Here is an 18210-nt window from a genome sequence, read left to right as displayed (position 1 = left end):
ATGTTACAAAGATATTTCATTTTTCTTCTTTAAGTAGTTATAGAAAGTATATTGTGCACGGATTCCTTCCCCTCTTGTTTTTCCTTTGAATACGTTCTGAAGCCGGTCATCTACAAAACAGGCTTTTCGGTTGTCGGAAAGTTGTATGTTGAGCATATCGATCATTTCTTCGCGTAGGTCCGGGTCTAATATGGGCACGACCGCTTCGATCCTCCGGTAGAGGTTGCGGCGCATCCAGTCCGGTGAACCGGAATACACCTTCGGGTTACCGCCATTACCGAAATACCATACACGGGCGTGTTCTAAGAATGTATCTACAATACGGGTGACACGGATATTACGACTGTATGTCTGTCCCGGAATCAGGCAACAGATACCTCTGACAATCAGATCTATTTGCACTCCCCGTTGAGAAGCTTCATACAAGCGGTCTATCATGGAAGGATCTTGCAAACCATTCATTTTTAGTATGATCCTTCCTCCTTTTCCTTTTTCTGCCAGTTCTATTTCATGGTCGATAAGACGATTTAGTTCGGGTATCAGGTTGAAACGGGCAACGAGCAGAGTACTGAATTTTGAGTTCTCTTTTCCTTGCAATGTTTGAAAAAGGGTATGCAGGTCTTTGGTTATTTTGGGGTTACAGGTAAACAGGCCACAGTCTGCATAAAGGGTAGCCGTCTTTTCGTTGAAATTACCGGTACCGATATAGGCATAGTCACAAATTTTGTTATCTTCATTTATACTTTTTCTACGGACGAGTGCTACTTTGGCATGTACTTTTAATCCCGGTAGGCTGTAGATAATTTTAATTCCGGCAGATTTCATCATCTCTGCTGTGGCAAGATTATTCTCTTCATCGAAGCGGGCTTTGAGTTCTACGAATACGGTTACCTTTTTTCCGTTTTGTGCGGCGGCTATCAGCGTATTGATAACGGCGGAGTTTTCCGCCACTCTATATTGGGTTACCATGATTTCCCGTGTTTGCGGATCATGTACGGCTTCATATAAAAAATGTATGAAATGTTCGAACGAATGATAAGGATAGTATAACAGCAGATCCTTTTTCTGTACATAATTGAATATGGATTCCTTTTCGTCCAGGCAATTCAATTTCATGGGTTTGGGCTTTTCCAACGGCTTCAATCCTTTGTTAGGATTGGGCAGGTGCCGGAGGTCTTCAAGGTTCAGGTGTTTGTCGCCCGGAACGAGTTCTTCCCGGTTTATCTGGAAGGCATCTACCAGAAAATCCAGAAAATCAGATGGCATGGCGCGGTCATATACGAAACGGCAGACAGCTCCTATCTTACGTTTTTTTACTTTTTTCTTTAACTGCTCTACAAGATCGGCGCTGCTGGCAGAATCGTCTATCAGTATATCGGCATCTCTGGATATCTTGATACAGTAACTGCAATCCACATCATATCCGGGAAAGATAAGACTAATATTAGCTTTGATGATATCTTCAATAAACATCAGGTAATAGTTATCTTCATATTTGGGCAGTTCGATAAAACGTGGTACCTTACTGTAAGGTAATTTCATTACGAAATATTGCACATGATCCGGATTCGATTTTTCCGTATTGCGCATAAAGAGACGTACAGCCAGATAAAGTCTGTTATCACGCAGAAATGATACTACCCGATCCTTATATACCGGTACAGGCTGCAAAAATGGAAAGATTTCCTCACGAAAGAAGTTTTTGATAAAATCCCGATGAAACGGCTCTACATTCCGGCTCTGATAAAATATGATATGATTTTTGCGTAAGGCAGGTATTATTTTATGTTCGTAAATTCGGATACGATCTTCCAGTTGTCGGTTCACTTCCCGGTTAATATTTTCTACCAGCTCGTTGGCCGACTGCACAGATTCTTCATCACTTAGAGTTACTCCGGAAGCCACGGCTTTGTGATCGGCGACCCGTATTTTATAGAATTCTTCCAGGTTGGAAGAGTAGATAGAGATGAAATTTATACGTTCATATAATGGGAGCCGGTCATCATTTGCTTCCAACAATACACGATAATTGAATGACAGCCAGCTTATGTCTCGCTTAAAATAATGATATTTGCTTTCCATTGCGTTAAGATTTTCCCAAATATAAGTACCTTTGTGCATATAAACAAAGAAACTATGATGAAAGTTGGATTATTATCGGATACACATGGTTGGTGGGATGAGAAATATTTGGAATATTTTGAGTCTTGTGACGAAATATGGCATGCAGGAGATATCGGCTCGGTAGAAGTAGCGGAGAAACTGGCTGCTTTCCGTCCTTTTCGTGCAGTCTATGGTAATATTGACGGACAGGAGATCCGCCGTATGTTTCCACAGGTAAACCGTTTCACAGTAGAGGGTACGGAAGTGTTGATAAAGCATATCGGGGGCTATCCCGGAAAATATGATCCTTCAATAATCGGTAGTCTGATGGCCCGTCCGCCTAAGTTGTTTATCAGTGGACATTCGCACATTTTGAAAGTGAAGTATGATAAAACATTGGATATGCTGCATATTAATCCCGGAGCAGCAGGCAGGTCCGGTTTCCATAAGGTGCGTACGTTGGTACGTTTTGTGATTGATAATGGTACGTTTAAAGATTTGGAGGTGGTGGAATTGGCAGGATAGGTATCTACGCCGACTGGAAACGGTGATTACCGGTTTGCGTATCATCAAAGCTTTGAATATTTGTTTGATAGGACTCATGTATTGAATGGTGTCTCCTTGAAGGGTACAATCTTTTATTTGATGTTCGGTCAATCGGGAGGGATAATCCGCAAAACAGGAGGTTACGTCTGCTCCTTTGGGAAAGTCATTGTTCAGAGGTTCTTTTGTATATATTGATTTTGACGATGCCGTCTTTCAGCTTGTAAGTGTTGTTAGTAATGTCCTGTTTTGGTTAGGTTCCGGCATTCGAAAGCAACCGGATTTCCAGTAGATAAGCCTCTTTCTTGATTTTTTGTTCTATCGGAACTTGTGGCTCTGCTCCTGCATTATCCCAGGAATATACTTCTACTCCTGTTAAGGTACATGGAACGTAAGTCTCCTCGTAGTCGTAATTCTCGCAGGTCGTGGATGTTGTAATCAGAAAGATTAAGAGAAAAAAAGTAGTAGAGGGTGTTTTTTCATATGCTTGTAGATTTTCGATATAGTCACAAATATAGAGCTTTCGTATTTATAAATGTACTAAAAAACAGAATATTGCATATACAGTTGTCTTTTTATTTTGTCATTTCAAAATTCTTTCCGTTCTTTGCGTAGTCTAATTAAGGTATAAGCTACGAATTTCATGCTATTTGATGATATCGATATTCGTATTTTATAGTTTATGATTCGTAAATTGTAACTGTCTCATTATGAAAGGGATTATTCTTGCTGGCGGAAGTGCTACACGTCTTTATCCGCTATCGAAAGCCATATCAAAGCAGATCATGCCGGTATATGACAAGCCGATGATTTACTATCCGCTTTCCACGCTAATGCTGGCCGGCATACGTGAAGTGCTTATCATTTCTACTCCCCGTGATTTGCCGATGTTTCGTGATCTTTTGGGAACGGGAGAAGAATTGGGGATGATTTTCCAATATAAGATACAGGAACGGCCGAATGGATTGGCGCAGGCTTTTGTATTGGGGGCTGATTTTCTGAATGGTGAACCGGGATGTTTGATTCTGGGTGATAATATGTTTTACGGGCAAGGATTTTCGGCTATGCTTCGCCGGGCAGCTACATTGCAGAAGGGTGCTTGTATCTTTGGATATTATGTGAAAGATCCACGGGCGTATGGTGTAGTTGAGTTTGATACTAAGGGGAAAGTCATTTCTCTTGAGGAAAAACCTGCCATGCCTAAGAGTAATTATGCTGTTCCGGGGCTTTATTTTTATGATGCTGATGTAACTAAGAAGGCGGCTTCACTAAAACCATCTGCCCGTGGTGAGTATGAAATTACAGATTTGAATAAATTGTATCTTGACGAAGGCACATTGCAAGTCGAACTTTTTGGCCGTGGGTTTGCCTGGTTGGATACCGGTAATTGTGATAGTTTGCTTGAAGCTTCCAATTTTGTGGCTACCATTCAGAACAGACAGGGCTTTTATGTCAGTTGCATCGAAGAGATAGCTTGGCGTAATGGTTGGATAACGACTGCCCAGTTACGAATTTTGGGTGAACAACTCGGTAAAACGGAATATGGCAAGTATCTTTTGGATTTAGCGAAATAATAAATCGACATAACAGAAATAATTATGAAAACTTATCTTGTAACCGGTGCTGCCGGATTTATCGGTGCTAATTATTTGAAGTACATTTTAGCAAAACATGATGATATTCGTGTGGTAGTGCTTGATTCACTGACTTATGCCGGAAATTTGGGAACGATCGCCGGTGACATTGACAACGAGCGTTGCTTCTTTGTGAAAGGAGATATTTGTGACCGCGATCTGGCTGATCGCCTTTTTGCGGAGTATAAGTTCGACTATGTAGTGAATTTTGCTGCCGAGAGCCATGTTGACCGTAGTATAGAAAATCCTCAGTTATTTCTTATTACTAATATATTAGGTACGCAAAATTTGTTGGATGCGGCACGGCGTGCTTGGGTGATGGGAAAAGACGAACATGGTTATCCGACCTGGCGTAAAGGAGTACGTTATCATCAGGTATCTACCGATGAGGTGTATGGCTCGTTGGGTGCTGAAGGGTATTTCCACGAAACGACCCCGCTTTGTCCGCATAGTCCGTACAGCGCTTCGAAAACAAGTGCGGATATGGTAGTAATGGCCTATCATGATACTTATAAAATGCCGGTTACTATCACTCGTTGTTCTAATAATTACGGTCCATACCATTTCCCGGAAAAATTGATTCCATTAATTATAAAGAATATTCTTGAAGGTAAGAAACTTCCTGTTTACGGAGATGGTAGCAACGTGCGTGACTGGTTGTATGTGGAAGATCATTGTAAAGCGATTGATCTGGTAGTACGCCAAGGAGTAGAAGGTGAAGTGTATAATGTGGGTGGACACAATGAGAAAACGAACCTCGAAATTGTAAAATTGACTATTGCGACTATTCATAGGTTGTTGGAGGAGAATCCGGGATATCGTAAGGTGTTGAAAAAGCAGGAAAAAGGTGCGGATGGCGAAATTGCTATCGACTGGATTAATGAAAGTCTGATTTCTTTTGTAAAGGACCGTTTAGGACATGACCAGCGTTATGCTATTGATCCTACTAAGATAACCGATGCACTTGGTTGGTATCCTGAGACAAAATTTGAAGTAGGGATTGTGAAAACAATTGAGTGGTATCTGAATAATCAGAGCTGGGTAGAAGAAGTTACCAGTGGCGATTATCAGAAGTATTATGAAAGAATGTACAAATAAAGGGGGAAAAAAGAAGAAAGGAGAATGGAGAGGGGAGAAGTGCTATGCAGCGTAATAGCGCAGTCTCTCTCCATTCTTCCTTTTTCCTTCCCTTCTTTCTTTTCTTTATTTCAGGATGAGCGAGAGTGAAAGAAATATTCCCATGAACAGCATATTACGAGAGGTTTCTCCTAATATGCTGTTTAATTTTTTGCCACTGTGTATTTTTACCATTTTGTTCCAGGTGGAAAGGTGTAGAAGGAAATAAGCAATTGCTGTTATTATACCTGGAATGCTGTTTCCGGTGAGATATAAGCTCAATAGTGCAGCGATTATCCCTAATGCCAAATATAAATATCGGCCGAAAGGTTCTCCGAAGCGTACTATGATTGTACGTTTTCCGCTTTGGGCATCTGCTTCCCGGTCGCGATAGTTATTGATAACTAATAATGTGTCTACTATTAGTCCGCAAACCAGTGAAGCTACTGTGACATCCGGTGTCCAGTTCAGCGTTTGTACATAGTAAGTGCCGCCTACAGGTACAAATCCGAAAAAGATAATCACCAGTGCATCCCCCCACCCATTGTACGAGAGAGGGTAGGGCCCTGTGGTGTAGAAGAATGCGAAGATGACACACAATAATCCGACGAGAATTAGCTGCCAACCGGCGTAGAACAATAAAATGCTCCCGATAAGGCATGCCGGGATAATGGTGAATATAATTCCTAATTTCATGGCACCGGGTGAAATCCATCCTTGTGCACAAGCACGTTCCGGTCCTAAACGGTCTTCGCGGTCTGTTCCTTTTAGACAATCGAATAGGTCATTGATGAAATTGGCTGCGATTTGCATCAGTCCGGCAAAAAGGAAACAAACCAGTGCAGGCAACCATTGAAATTGTCCGTCGGCATAGGCAAGGGCTGCACCTATCAGTACCGGGGTAGCTGCTCCTGCCAGAGTTTTAGGGCGTGCGGCAAGTAACCATGCACGCCAAGAATTTCGCTTTATTTCTTTCATGTTGCAAAGGTACGGAATTTTGGAGTATCTTTGCACCTCTCAAATTGAATAAAACAATATGCGGATGCACCGATATGCATGTGCGAATCGGTGTGTGTTATTCCACCGGGAGGTAATTGATACATTGTCATATTAACACATTAATGCATTGGCACATTGTCATATTGACACATTGATTTATTATTAATTATATGAAGAAGTTAGCATATTTCCTGATTCTACTCTCTTTCCTGTTTTCTTCCTGTAAGTCGAAGAAAACTTTGGTTGTCTCTCCGGCTTATCCTGTGTTGGCTGTCGATTCGCTTCGTCCGGACACGGGCGGTTTTATTTCCGGTTTGTTTGCTCCCGACCATTCGCAACTCAAGGAACTGCAGCGCACACAAAAACAGAAAAAAAAGCAACAGGTCAAGTCTGCTTCACATAATTCTCCCGTTCCTGCCGGAGTAGCTCCGGGCACTTTGATTACTCATTCGAATATCAGCGTATCTTCTGTCTATAAAGGTATCGACCGTGTAGTGAAATATGATTTTACCCATCGAGATGTACCTGAGGCTTTTGATGGCTTCCGTATTGCTTTTATTTCCGATCTTCACTATAAAAGCCTTTTTAAAGAGAAAGATTTGGATGGCCTTGTCCGGCTTCTCATAGCTCAGCAAGCCGATGTATTGCTCATGGGAGGTGACTATCAGGAAGGTTGTGAATATGTGCCCGAATTATTTGCAGCTTTGGCCAAAGTGAAAACTCCGATGGGAACGTATGGAGTAATGGGCAATAATGATTATGAGCGTTGTCATGAAGATATTATCCGTGAAATGAAACGTTATGGTATGCATGTGCTTGAACATAAAGTAGATACTTTGCGGAAAAATGGACAGCAGATACTGATTGCCGGTGTGCGCAATCCTTTCGACTTGAAACAGAACGGTAAGTGTCCGACGCTTGGGCTTGCTCCTGAAGATTTTGTGATTCTGCTTGTTCATACTCCCGATTACATAGAGGATGTCTCTGTGGCAAATACAGATCTTGCCTTAGCCGGACATACTCATGGCGGGCAGGTACGTATTTTTGGTTATGCTCCTATTATACCTTCACATTATGGAAGTCGTTTCCTCACGGGATTGAAGTATAATACAGCAAAAATCCCGATGATTGTAACCAATGGCATCGGGACTTCTAATAAAAATATCCGTATCGGCGCTCCGTCCGAAATAGTGATAATTACTTTATACCGGTTGAAACAATAAATAATCCGATTGTGCTATCTTTTCATGAATTTTACGTTTTCTGTACCTTTTGTTCCAATTATTTTCAAGATGTATAATCCGGCTGGTAGATCAGCGATAGATACGGTCTCGGTATCATTCTTTGTTTTTGTATTCACAATAACGTTACCATTTATGTTGCAGATAGCATAACTATTCATACCTTCCATACGGAATTCTACCTCTCCATCTTTGTTGAAAACGTAAGTTAGTTTTCCGTTTTTACTCTGAGTGGTTTTCATTCCGGTAGAAACATCCAAGAATTCACTTGAAACATATTTCTCCATGGGGAGATACTGGCTGGCTCCCGGTTCGTAAAACCACATATAAACAACTCTGGAGACAATTTCACCGTATTCGTTATAAGTATATTCTGTCATTTCTCCATCTGTTTGTTCCCATCCCGGATCAGGTGTTACTGGACTTGCTGTAAAAGTTGCTACCGGTTCTTCCTCTTCCATAGGGAAGAATCCTGCACTTATGATCTGGTTTCCTTTATCATCGTATTTCCAGATCAAATACTGTTGTTCTACTATTTCATCGTTTGTAAATACTCCATCCCCATTAGCGTCTACTTTATAAATAAGTTCTTCGCGTTGGTCTCCATTTTCATTTAATATTTTATAAGTATGTACATTTGAAACATATTCTTCTTCTGAATCGCTATTTGTTTGAGTTACATTAATGGTACACTCAAAATCCTCTTTACCTGTGAAAACGGTTTTGTATGTACCTACTTCTTTTCCTCCTTTAAATACTTTTGCTTCTTTTATCCGATTATTGCCTGTTACAAATTGCTCATTTGTTTCTATAATTTGTCCGTTGGTATTTTCCCATACAATATTATCGTATTTTATACCTTCTTGCATGCCATCACCATAATCATTGGTAGAATTAATCCATGTTTTTGCCTTACCGGTGACTTCATCGTAAATTATATCCGTACGTTCGCGATCTATGTATGATTCTCCATCATAATTGAGTAATTTCACTAAAATCTGGGTGATGTTATTATTACTGTCTCTTGTTATCAGTTTTTTATGTTCGTAGTTTTTTACCCATTCATTCTTTACTTCATCCCAATTATAGGTAGCTCTGCGCGTAACAAAGTCCGTCACTATATTGTCATAATCGAATTCTGTTTTTTGATGATTGACGAGTATCCCATCGGTTTCATGTTGTTCTATACGCTCGATAACCTTTTGATTATCATTGTATTTTATAAATGTTCTGCTTCGTTTTTCCCCTTCTTCTGCTTCTACTGATTCTTGTTCGAAGACAGTTACATTTCCATATTTATCATAAGTATATTGAATGATATTATCTTCATACCATGTAATTTCGTCACTTTCGTCTTCCGGATCACATGCGAAGCAAACTTCTGTTTTAGGCCTCCAAATGCTATTATCATTATTTCTTGTCGTTTTGTTTACCGGTTTCATGAATTGGCTTATCTTTTTTTCCGGAGCTTTTGCTGTCTTTTCATTGGGACGGGTATAAATTTGGTCCGTTTGAGCATAACTGAGCCCCGAATATAAAAGACCACTAATAAGTAAAAGAGTAAAGTTTTTCATACGCTTTGTTTTTTAAAATGAAAATTTCATGTTGTTATATTTGTTATTTGCGCAAAGGAAACAAAAAAACATTTAATAATATCAATTACCGTGTCATATTTTCATATATTTGCAAAAAAAATTAATAAATCATGAATTTATGAGAAAGTATTACGCTTTTCTGTTATTTCTATCTTTCTTTTTTCAAAATCTGTGTGCCAAACAAATTACACTTGAGGAAGCGTTCGGTTTAGCGAATCGTTTCTTTGCTTCTGTGACTTCTGATCGTGGAAGTAACACACGTACAACCTCGTCTGTGTTGACTTTGGCTTATACATCTGTTATACCTGCTGATAGTAAGGATACGCGTGCTGTTTCAAGTTTGGGATTGCCGACTTACTATGTATTCAATGCCGATAATAACAGAGGTTTTGTGATTGTAGCTGCTGATGATCGTGCCCGTTCAATATTGGCTTATTCATTGACTGGTTCTTTTGGTTTGGAAAATCAACCTTTGCAGGTACGGCAATGGCTTAGTGGTTATGATATAGAGATTGCACGTCTGTCGGAAGTTCCGTCTGTTCCGGAAATTGCTGGTATGGTAAGTCCTTATGCTGGTGATATAACTACACGCACTATGACTACGTCAGTTGTAGAGCCTTTGTTGGGTGATATTGTTTGGAATCAAGATGCACCCTTTAATAACGAATGTCCTTTTGATAAAAATTACAGTATGACTGCTCCTGTCGGTTGTGTAGCTACGGCAGCAGCTCAGATCATGAAATATTATAATTATCCTTTAAAAGGTAAAGGAACCAAAACTTATACTTGTAAGATTTTGAATAAACGGTTAAGCGTCGACTTTAGCAATACTACTTATGATTGGGTCAATATGTTGAGTGATTATAATGGAAAATATAGTGAGGCGCAAGCAAAAGCTGCCGCTATATTGTCTTATCATGTGGGGGTATCTTGTAATATGGATTATAGTGTTGAAGGTAGTGGTGCAACGGCCAAGGATATTGCTACCGGTCTTAAAAATTATTTTTCATATGATAATAATTTGGAATATATAGAACGTACTCATTTTAACGAGAGTGACTGGTCGGATTTTCTGAAGGCTGAGTTAAATGAGAAACGTCCTATCCTTTATTTTGGTGAAGGCCCCAGCGGAGGGCACGCATTTGTGTGTGATGGTTATGATGTCAATGGTTTCTTTCATTTTAATTGGGGGTGGGGAGGCATTAGCAACGGATATTATCAGATTTCGGCACTTGAACCGCAAGATTTGGGTATTGGTAGCGGAATGGGAGCTTATAACCACTATCAGGCCATATTGATCGGTATTCAGCCGCCGAATGAATCTTCTACCCATCTGGCACGTGTACAGTTGAACGGAACTTTTAATATGCAGGAGACTGAAACAGCTCGGGAAGGAACCAATAAAGCAACCATCGGCTTTTTTAACTATGGTTTGCAGAGCTTTACCGGTGAGGTGATTTTAGGACTTTATAAAGATGAAACGTTATTGACAGTTTTGAGTAGTACTGCCGTAACTAAACTTAGTCCTTTGGGAGGTGGAACAAAAGGGTTCACTTTCGACGAGTTTTCTATTCCATCTTCAATAGAGAATGGTACCTATCGGTTGTTGGTAGCACAAAAAGAAAATGGTGTTTCGAACTATACTATTATGCTTACGCCAGTCAACTATCCGAATTATCATATTGTGGAAGTGACAGACAATAAGGTGAGCTACGTAAAACCGGAGTTTGAACCCCTGTTGAGTATGGTGAAAAAGCCGGAAATAATAAGTACGAAATTATGTAAGGGTAGGAAAGCCACTTTCCGGGTGACCGTGAAAAATGACGGTGAAGAGTTCTATTCTTATATGGGTATTTTATTGCAAAAGAAGAGTCTTGACGAGGAGAAAGAACGTCAATATGTAGGTATGTTCCCTACGCGTATTCCAAAGGGAGCTACCCGTACATTTGAGTATAGCACCGATGCTATTGAAGTAAGTCCTGGTGACTATGACGTCGTGGTTGTTTGCGATGTTGATAATGCATGGAGTAATAGATGGTGGGATGCCATCGGACCTAATGAATTTAAGGTAACTGATGCTACGATATTGGATGAACCAGCCGATCCGGTTTATAAATTATGGAGCTCGGTAACGGCGGTTGCTCAGGATGGTTCTAACAATATTTATCCTAATAGTAATATTGTTGTTACTTCTAAGATAAAAAATAGTGGTGGATATGGCGATGGCTCATTCGCTTTGATCTTTTTTACTGACCAGAATCAGGTTGTAGGCAACTCCAATGTTGTAGAATTGTCTTTGGAAAAGAATGAAACAAAGGAAATACAAATCGTTCATAGATTAACTTATCCAGTAGGTCAATATGGTGTTTTACTGGCTTCTGTAGATGGGCAGTATGCAGATGCGTTATTACCGGAGTTTCTGAATCGGACGACATTCAGAATAATTCAGGATACAGGAATTGAAGAAACTGTAGTTGAAACGTCTGTTCTTTCTTGTTATGAGGATCAGGATATATTGTGCCTTGAGGCCGATTGTGAAATAGAAACTGTAAAAATGATAGATATATCGGGTAGAGTAGTACGTTCCGTTTCTGTCACCGGTGATAAGACTGAAATTCAGATAGGTGACTTACCTTCCGGACTTTATATGATTCAAGCCGGGACGACACAAGGAATACGGCATTGCAAGTGGATGAAGAAATGATATAAAAAAGGTCGCTTTAAGTGGCTTTTGCATCACATTTGAAGGGTATTGGAAGTTAAGGTCAGCTTCTGATACCCTTTTACTTATTGGAAAATAGAACGATATTAAGTTCTTGTTTGAATTTTCCTTTCAAAATAATATTGATCAGAATTTGAACAGACTCTGAACAGAACAGAGAATTTTAGTGAATGGTGTTTCCCGTTCTTGGTATAGAACTGATTTATTTTTGTTTTTGCCGGTGAAGTTCTTCGTAAACTGCCGGATGAAGGAAATAACGTACATCTTTTCCTTCCGCCAAAGCATACCGGATAAAAGTAGAACTTATCTCAAAAGTAGGCGGGTTGACGATGCGCACATTGGCTGGGAGTAAGTCTTTATTTACGGGATATCCGGGACGGGGATAGACAAGTAATTGATTTTCGGCAATAATCCGTTCTGATTCGCGCCAACAACCGAATCTTTGCCAGTTGTCCGAGCCGATAATGAGATGAAATTCCCGATCGGGATAAGTTTCTTTCAAACAGTCCAGTGTATGTATTGTGTAAGAAGGACGGGGAAGATGAAATTCAAAGTCGGAGGCATGGAAGTGCGGATAGTCTCCGATGGCAAGCTGCACTAACCGGAGACGTAACTCATCCGGCCATAAGTCGACCGGTTTCTTTAGCGGGTTGTGAGGACTCACCACAAACCATACTTCATCTACCTCACCAAACTCACAAAGATAATTGGCTAAGGCAAGGTGTCCGATATGAATCGGGTTGAAAGAGCCACTGAAAATTCCGGTTTTTAATTTCTTCATAATCGCTGCTGAGGGATTATTAATAAAATATCCGCTAAAGAAGAAGGTTTATTGATGGAGAGAGGGCTACTTATTTAGAAATTCTTTTATAACTTTTAGGGTTTCTGCTTTTGCTGCTTCCAAATCATCATTGATAATGACTTTATCAAATTTGGAAGCAAAGCTTAATTCATATTCTGCTTTCGCCACACGATGTTCTATCACTTCCGGGGCATCTGTACCACGCCCTATAAGACGACGGCGCAACTCTTCTACACAGGGGGGCTGGATGAATAAAGATAAAGCCCGGTCTCCATAGAATTTCTTTATGTTGCATCCACCTACTACATCCACGTCGAACACCACATTTTGTCCGGCTTCCAATTGTTTTTCTACCTGGGCTTTCAGTGTGCCGTAGTAACGGTCTTTATATACTTCTTCATATTCCAGAAATTCGTTGTTTGAAATACGTTGGCGAAATTCATCGGGAGAAAGAAAGAAGTATTCCACTCCGTGTTTTTCTTCACCACGTGGTGGACGGCTGGTTGCTGAGATAGAAAATGCAAGATTTAAATTCTGCTTCAGCAGGTAATTGATAATGGTAGATTTGCCCGAACCTGATGGAGCGGAGAAGATGATTAATTTTCCGTTCATAGCGCTTTATTAATTGCCGGTTAGGAATTACAAACTACGAAAGGAGCAAGAAACTGTCTTTCTTTGAGTCCAGATACTACTTGCCATCCGTAGTTTGATAATTTATAACCGATTTACATTACATTCAGTACCTGTTCTTTTATCTGTTCCAATTCGTCTTTCATCTGAACTACGATCTTTTGCATTTCTGCATGATTGGATTTACTGCCCAATGTATTGATTTCACGGCCCATTTCCTGTGCAATAAAACCTAATTTTTTGCCCTGTCCGCTACCGCTTTCCATGGTGCTGATGAAATATTTCAAATGATTGCCGAGACGTTGTTTCTCTTCATTTACGTCCAGCTTTTCTATATAATAAATAAGTTCTTGCTCCAGACGGTTTTTATCGTAATCTACGCTCAATGTTTTTTCGAGAGCATCTGTTATGCGCTCTTTGACTTTTTCGACACGTTCTTTTTCATAGGGCGTGATAGATTCCAGTAAATGCGAGATATTGGCTATTTTTTCACGGAATTTCTTTTCCAGTGCGGCACCTTCCTGTTTTCTAAAATCTACCAAATGGCCGATTGCTTCCAGAACAGCCGCATGTACAGTGGTCCATTCCTCTTCGGTCAATTCTTGTGTCTCGGTCTTAGTTAGTACGTCCGGCATGCGGAGCAGAGTTTGAAACCAATCTGTAGGGACCGGGATACTGAGATTATCGGCAATGTCTTTTATTTGTTTATAGTAGCCTTCTACCAATGCCTGATTGATGGGTGTGGCACTTTCTGCACTCTCCTTTTTTTCTACCCAGAGGCTGAAATCTACTTTCCCACGTTCCAGAGTTCGTGATATTTCATTGCGGATCTCCATCTCTTTTTCACGGTATGCCGGAGCAATGCGGGCCGACAGATCCATTGCCTTACTGTTGAGCGATTTGATCTCTACATTTATTTTCTTTTCGGGAAGTTCGGCAGTTGCTTTGCCGTATCCCGTCATGGATTGTATCATAAAATCGATTGTTTTCTGCAAAAGTAAGAGATTATTTTAAGATTATTGCTTCAAAAAGGGAAAAATGTGTAGCTTCTCTAATCTAATAGCAAATTAATCTATTATTGAAAAGGAAATTTATATTGAATATTTAGGTATATGTATAATTAAGTAATCTCTCCTTCAGTCACACTTTTGAGGTCAAGTAGCAGGCCGATTCGTTTGTGCGGATCTGTTGTTTAACTGAGCAATCTTTCGGAGGTTGTGCGAAGGAAGCGATTATTCCCAAGTACGAAGAAGATATATAGTACTACAGCGCAGGTTACCCATGTGATGTTTGTATGTTGTTTATTTTATTTATTATAAAATAGCGCGTTAAGATAGATAAAAGATTTGTTTATGCGATGAATTTTAACTGAAATATGCTTTAATTTATGCGACAATGTGGTAATCTGAAAATAATCAGCTAAATTTGCATCAATTTAATAATCTGAAAATTATGTCGTGTATCTTACATATTGAGACCTCTACTGCTGTGTGTTCGGTAGCGGTAAGTGAAGACGGACAGACGATTTTTGTGCAGGAAGACATGAAAGGTCCTTCACACGCTGTGTCATTAGGGGTTTTTGTTGACGAGGCTTTGTCGTTTATCGATAGTCATGCTATTCCGTTGGATGCGGTAGCAGTGAGTTGTGGTCCGGGATCGTATACGGGGCTTCGTATCGGAGTTTCGATGGCTAAGGGGATTTGTTATGGACGGAATGTTCCGTTGATAGGTATACCGACACTGGAGGTGTTGTGTGTTCCGGTATTGTTATATCATGAATTGCCGGAAGACGCTTATCTCTGCCCGATGATCGATGCCCGCCGGATGGAGGTATACGCAGCTGTTTATGATCGTGCCTTGAATGTGGTGCGCGATATTTCGGCAGATATTGTTGATGAGAATTCTTATCTTGATATATTGAATGAGCATCCGGTTTATTTTTTCGGTAACGGTGCTGCCAAGTGCCGGGAAAAGATAACGCATCCGAATGCGTACTTTATCGATGATATTCATCCGTTGGCCAAAATGATGTTTCCGCTCGCTGATAAGGCGATGGCAAAGCAAGATTATAAGGATGTGGCTTATTTTGAGCCTTTTTATCTGAAAGAGTTTGTGGCTTCTCTTCCCAAAAAGTTATTGTAGAGTTTATGTTTTTCCCTCTTTAATTCTTTAATTTTTTAATTCATTTATATGCAGTATAACACTCAACAGAAAAGAATGCCGCTTCCCGAGTATGGGCGGAGTATCCAGAATATGGTAGATCATGCATTGACAATTCAAGACCCGGCAGAGCGTCAACGTTGTGCAAATACTATCATCAATATTATGGGGAATATGTTTCCTCATTTGAGAGATGTACCCGATTTCAAGCATAAACTATGGGATCATTTAGCTATCATGGCTGATTTTAAACTGGATATAAAATATCCTTACGAGATAATTCGTGAAGAGAATTTGGGTACGAAGCCTGATTCGATCCCTTATCCCAGTACCAAAATGCGTTATCGTCATTATGGCCGTACTCTGGAGGTGTTGATAAAGAAAGCATGCGAATTTCCGGAAGGCGATGAGAAGAGAAATCTGGTTGCTCTTATTTGTAATCATATGAAGAAGGATTATATGGCTTGGAATAAAGATACGGTAGATGACCGCAAGATAGCCGAAGATCTGGATGAACTTTCCGGAGGAAAGCTCCGGATGGATGATGACATTATTCGTTTGATGGCGGAACGGCTTGCACAGAATTATCGTCCGAAAGTGAATTACAATAATAATCGGAATAATAATCAGAGAAGGAAGTATTGATTAGTAGTCAGTAATTAGTAGTTAGAATTTAGTAGTTAGGAGATAGAATCTATGTAGCATGTTGTTTGAACTACTGCTAACCACTAACTTCCAGCTACTAACTACTAACTTCCAGCTACTAACTACTAACTTCTAACTACTAACTACTAACCACATGGCTTCATTTGTAATTGAAGGAGGGCACAAGCTGTGCGGAGATATCCATCCGCAAGGTGCTAAGAACGAGGTGTTGCAGATTATTTGTGCAACGTTGCTTACGGCAGAAAAAGTGACGGTAAATAATATTCCCGATATTCTGGATGTCAATAATCTCATTCAATTGATGAGGGATATGGGAGTTACGGTTGCAAAAGAGGGAATCGATACGTATAGTTTTCAGGCGGAAAACGTGGATCTCGCTTATTTGGAAAGTGATGAGTTTCTAAAGAAATGTTCCAGTTTGCGTGGTTCGGTGATGTTGATCGGTCCGATGGTTGCCCGTTTTGGTAAGGCAATGATTTCTAAACCGGGAGGAGATAAAATTGGTCGTCGTCGGTTGGATACACACTTTGTCGGTATTCAAAGCTTGGGAGCGGATTTTAGATATAATGACGAACGGGGTGTTTATGAGATCACAGCCGATAGGCTAACAGGAACTTACATGCTGCTGGATGAGGCTTCTGTGACAGGAACGGCCAATATCGTGATGGCTGCTGTGCTGGCAAAGGGAACGACCACTATTTATAACGCTGCTTGTGAGCCTTATTTACAGCAACTTTGCAAGATGCTGAACCGGATGGGGGCGAAAATCAAGGGCATTGCTTCCAATCTTCTCACGATTGAAGGAGTAGAAGAATTGCATGGAACACAACATACCGTATTGCCTGATATGATTGAGGTAGGCAGTTTTATCGGTATGGCTGCCATGACAAGAAGTGAGGTTACCATAAAGAATGTTTCTTATGAAAATTTAGGCATCATTCCTGAAAGTTTCCGTCGTTTGGGTATCAAATTGGAACAGCGTGGGGATGATATTTATGTTCCTGCACAGGAGAACTATCAGATCGAGTCATTCATCGACGGTTCTATTATGACTATTGCCGATGCTCCGTGGCCCGGCCTTACACCGGATTTACTCAGTGTGTTGCTGGTGGTGGCTACTCAGGCCAAAGGCAGTGTGCTGATTCATCAGAAGATGTTTGAGAGTCGCTTGTTTTTTGTGGATAAGTTGATTGATATGGGTGCACAGATTATTCTTTGTGATCCGCATCGTGCCGTTGTCATCGGACACAACCACGGGTTTAAATTGCGTGGCGGTAATATGACTTCACCCGATATTCGTGCCGGTATTGCGTTGCTGATTGCTGCAATGAGTGCAGAAGGTATCAGCCGTATTCATAATATCGAGCAGATAGACCGGGGGTATCAGAATATTGAAGGGCGTCTGAATGCTATCGGTGCCAGAATAACGCGTATATGATAAGAAAAGAAGAAGTATATAAAATAGGAATTTTCAATAAACCTCATGGTATACACGGTGAATTGTCATTCACCTTTACGGACGATATTTTTGATCGTGCCGATTGCGACTACCTTATTTGTCTGCTTGACGGTATTTTCGTTCCCTTTTTTATGGAAGAATATCGTTTTCGTTCGGATTCTACCGCTTTGGTAAAGCTTGAAGGGGTGGATACGGCCGAACGTGCCCGTATGTTTACGAATGTGGATGTCTACTTCCCGATAGGGCATGTAGATGAAGCGGACTCGGGAGAGCTTTCCTGGAACTTCTTTGCCGGTTTTCGCATGGAGGATGTGAATCATGGTGTATTGGGTGAAGTGGTGGAGGTAGACAACTCTACGGTCAATACCCTTTTTGTAGTAGAATGTTCTGACGGGGAAGAACTGTTAGTACCTGCACAAGAGGAGTTTATTGTCGGTATCGATCAGAAACATAGACTTATTACAGTAGATCTACCGGAGGGATTATTGAATCTTGACGAACTTGAAGAAGAATAAAATCTGTGTTAATCTGTGTAATCTG

Annotated in this window: 16 protein-coding genes and 1 pseudogene; 9 read left to right on the top strand and 8 right to left on the bottom strand. The window is 40.5% G+C overall.

Annotated elements, in window-relative coordinates:
* Positions 1-3 precede the first annotated feature (3 nt).
* Complete coding sequence (locus QVP90_RS04015) at positions 4-2082, bottom strand: RNA degradosome polyphosphate kinase (protein ID WP_148359710.1); 2079 nt, start codon at positions 2080-2082, stop codon at positions 4-6.
* A 54-nt stretch (positions 2083-2136) separates the two neighbouring features.
* Here QVP90_RS04015 and QVP90_RS04010 point away from each other — a divergent pair, with 54 nt between their 5' ends.
* Positions 2137-2628, top strand: a complete 492-nt coding sequence (locus tag QVP90_RS04010; protein ID WP_021935714.1) for a metallophosphoesterase family protein — start codon at positions 2137-2139, stop codon at positions 2626-2628.
* An 87-nt stretch (positions 2629-2715) separates the two neighbouring features.
* Here the strand turns inward: QVP90_RS04010 and QVP90_RS19845 are convergent.
* Both QVP90_RS19845 and QVP90_RS04005 read right to left on the bottom strand, forming a co-directional pair.
* Positions 2716-2823: pseudogene (locus tag QVP90_RS19845) on the bottom strand (DUF5034 domain-containing protein); the annotation flags it as partial.
* Between the two features lie 76 nt (positions 2824-2899).
* A complete protein-coding gene (locus QVP90_RS04005; RefSeq protein ID WP_262884500.1) occupies positions 2900-2968 on the bottom strand; it encodes a hypothetical protein in 69 nt (22 codons plus the stop codon).
* 388 nt (positions 2969-3356) lie between these two features.
* Here QVP90_RS04005 and rfbA point away from each other — a divergent pair, with 388 nt between their 5' ends.
* Both rfbA and rfbB read left to right on the top strand, forming a co-directional pair.
* Positions 3357-4220, top strand: a complete 864-nt coding sequence (gene rfbA / locus QVP90_RS04000) for a glucose-1-phosphate thymidylyltransferase RfbA (protein WP_007482383.1) — start codon at positions 3357-3359, stop codon at positions 4218-4220.
* Between the two features lie 24 nt (positions 4221-4244).
* Entirely contained in the window at positions 4245-5378 is a 1134-nt protein-coding gene (gene rfbB / locus QVP90_RS03995; RefSeq protein ID WP_005933323.1) for a dTDP-glucose 4,6-dehydratase, read from the top strand.
* Between the two features lie 105 nt (positions 5379-5483).
* Here the strand turns inward: rfbB and QVP90_RS03990 are convergent, their stop codons facing one another.
* Positions 5484-6374 carry a 1,4-dihydroxy-2-naphthoate polyprenyltransferase gene (locus tag QVP90_RS03990; protein WP_005933322.1) on the bottom strand — a complete coding sequence of 297 codons (891 nt, stop codon included), beginning with the start codon at positions 6372-6374 and terminating at the stop codon, positions 5484-5486.
* A gap of 191 nt (positions 6375-6565) precedes the next feature.
* Here QVP90_RS03990 and QVP90_RS03985 point away from each other — a divergent pair, with 191 nt between their 5' ends.
* A complete protein-coding gene (locus tag QVP90_RS03985) occupies positions 6566-7618 on the top strand; it encodes a metallophosphoesterase (protein WP_007482385.1) in 1053 nt (350 codons plus the stop codon).
* A 14-nt stretch (positions 7619-7632) separates the two neighbouring features.
* On the opposite strand, the gene QVP90_RS03980 is transcribed toward QVP90_RS03985, so the two are convergent.
* On the bottom strand, positions 7633-9210 hold the full coding sequence (locus tag QVP90_RS03980; protein ID WP_005933320.1) for a T9SS type A sorting domain-containing protein: 1578 nt from the start codon (positions 9208-9210) through the stop codon (positions 7633-7635).
* 139 nt (positions 9211-9349) lie between these two features.
* Here QVP90_RS03980 and QVP90_RS03975 point away from each other — a divergent pair, with 139 nt between their 5' ends.
* Positions 9350-11935, top strand: coding sequence for a thiol protease/hemagglutinin PrtT (locus QVP90_RS03975; protein ID WP_021935713.1), 2586 nt, complete (start codon positions 9350-9352; stop codon positions 11933-11935).
* Between the two features lie 220 nt (positions 11936-12155).
* On the opposite strand, the gene nadD is transcribed toward QVP90_RS03975, so the two are convergent.
* The 3 genes from nadD to QVP90_RS03960 all read right to left on the bottom strand — a co-directional run bounded on the left by nadD (position 12156) and on the right by QVP90_RS03960 (position 14359).
* A complete protein-coding gene (nadD, locus tag QVP90_RS03970) occupies positions 12156-12734 on the bottom strand; it encodes a nicotinate (nicotinamide) nucleotide adenylyltransferase (protein WP_021935712.1) in 579 nt (192 codons plus the stop codon).
* A gap of 66 nt (positions 12735-12800) precedes the next feature.
* Positions 12801-13367 carry a guanylate kinase gene (gene gmk, locus QVP90_RS03965; protein ID WP_021935711.1) on the bottom strand — a complete coding sequence of 189 codons (567 nt, stop codon included), beginning with the start codon at positions 13365-13367 and terminating at the stop codon, positions 12801-12803.
* A 113-nt stretch (positions 13368-13480) separates the two neighbouring features.
* Positions 13481-14359, bottom strand: coding sequence for a YicC/YloC family endoribonuclease (locus QVP90_RS03960; protein ID WP_044094143.1), 879 nt, complete (start codon positions 14357-14359; stop codon positions 13481-13483).
* A 478-nt stretch (positions 14360-14837) separates the two neighbouring features.
* Here QVP90_RS03960 and tsaB point away from each other — a divergent pair, with 478 nt between their 5' ends.
* The 4 genes from tsaB (at position 14838) to rimM (ending at position 18185) form a co-directional block, all read left to right on the top strand.
* Positions 14838-15527 carry a tRNA (adenosine(37)-N6)-threonylcarbamoyltransferase complex dimerization subunit type 1 TsaB gene (tsaB, locus tag QVP90_RS03955; protein WP_021935710.1) on the top strand — a complete coding sequence of 230 codons (690 nt, stop codon included), beginning with the start codon at positions 14838-14840 and terminating at the stop codon, positions 15525-15527.
* 48 nt (positions 15528-15575) lie between these two features.
* Entirely contained in the window at positions 15576-16190 is a 615-nt protein-coding gene (locus QVP90_RS03950; protein ID WP_005933308.1) for a DUF4290 domain-containing protein, read from the top strand.
* Positions 16191-16344: 154 nt separating this feature from the next.
* Positions 16345-17649: a UDP-N-acetylglucosamine 1-carboxyvinyltransferase gene (murA, locus tag QVP90_RS03945; protein WP_005933305.1), complete on the top strand. Its 1305-nt coding sequence runs from the start codon at positions 16345-16347 to the stop codon at positions 17647-17649.
* On the top strand, positions 17646-18185 hold the full coding sequence (gene rimM, locus QVP90_RS03940) for a ribosome maturation factor RimM (protein WP_007482394.1): 540 nt from the start codon (positions 17646-17648) through the stop codon (positions 18183-18185). Before murA ends, rimM begins: the two co-directional genes overlap by 4 nt.
* Positions 18186-18210 lie beyond the last annotated feature (25 nt).

It is taken from the genome of Bacteroides sp. CAG:189, from assembly GCF_000432295.1.
GTDB lineage: Bacteria > Bacteroidota > Bacteroidia > Bacteroidales > Bacteroidaceae > Bacteroides > Bacteroides salyersiae.
This window is presented reverse-complemented; position numbering and strand designations above follow the sequence as displayed.

What these genes read in the sequence shown, in the direction of transcription:
- QVP90_RS04015 (WP_148359710.1), bottom strand. Translation starts at nt 2,082, where the DNA reads ATGGAAAGCAAATATCATTATTTTAAGCGAGACATAAGCTGGCTGTCA.
- QVP90_RS04010 (WP_021935714.1), top strand. Translation starts at nt 2,137, where the DNA reads ATGATGAAAGTTGGATTATTATCGGATACACATGGTTGGTGGGATGAG.
- rfbA (WP_007482383.1), top strand. Translation starts at nt 3,357, where the DNA reads ATGAAAGGGATTATTCTTGCTGGCGGAAGTGCTACACGTCTTTATCCG.
- rfbB (WP_005933323.1), top strand. Translation starts at nt 4,245, where the DNA reads ATGAAAACTTATCTTGTAACCGGTGCTGCCGGATTTATCGGTGCTAAT.
- QVP90_RS03990 (WP_005933322.1), bottom strand. Translation starts at nt 6,374, where the DNA reads ATGAAAGAAATAAAGCGAAATTCTTGGCGTGCATGGTTACTTGCCGCA.
- QVP90_RS03985 (WP_007482385.1), top strand. Translation starts at nt 6,566, where the DNA reads ATGAAGAAGTTAGCATATTTCCTGATTCTACTCTCTTTCCTGTTTTCT.
- QVP90_RS03980 (WP_005933320.1), bottom strand. Translation starts at nt 9,210, where the DNA reads ATGAAAAACTTTACTCTTTTACTTATTAGTGGTCTTTTATATTCGGGG.
- QVP90_RS03975 (WP_021935713.1), top strand. Translation starts at nt 9,350, where the DNA reads ATGAGAAAGTATTACGCTTTTCTGTTATTTCTATCTTTCTTTTTTCAA.
- nadD (WP_021935712.1), bottom strand. Translation starts at nt 12,734, where the DNA reads ATGAAGAAATTAAAAACCGGAATTTTCAGTGGCTCTTTCAACCCGATT.
- gmk (WP_021935711.1), bottom strand. Translation starts at nt 13,367, where the DNA reads ATGAACGGAAAATTAATCATCTTCTCCGCTCCATCAGGTTCGGGCAAA.
- QVP90_RS03960 (WP_044094143.1), bottom strand. Translation starts at nt 14,359, where the DNA reads ATGATACAATCCATGACGGGATACGGCAAAGCAACTGCCGAACTTCCC.
- tsaB (WP_021935710.1), top strand. Translation starts at nt 14,838, where the DNA reads ATGTCGTGTATCTTACATATTGAGACCTCTACTGCTGTGTGTTCGGTA.
- QVP90_RS03950 (WP_005933308.1), top strand. Translation starts at nt 15,576, where the DNA reads ATGCAGTATAACACTCAACAGAAAAGAATGCCGCTTCCCGAGTATGGG.
- murA (WP_005933305.1), top strand. Translation starts at nt 16,345, where the DNA reads ATGGCTTCATTTGTAATTGAAGGAGGGCACAAGCTGTGCGGAGATATC.
- rimM (WP_007482394.1), top strand. Translation starts at nt 17,646, where the DNA reads ATGATAAGAAAAGAAGAAGTATATAAAATAGGAATTTTCAATAAACCT.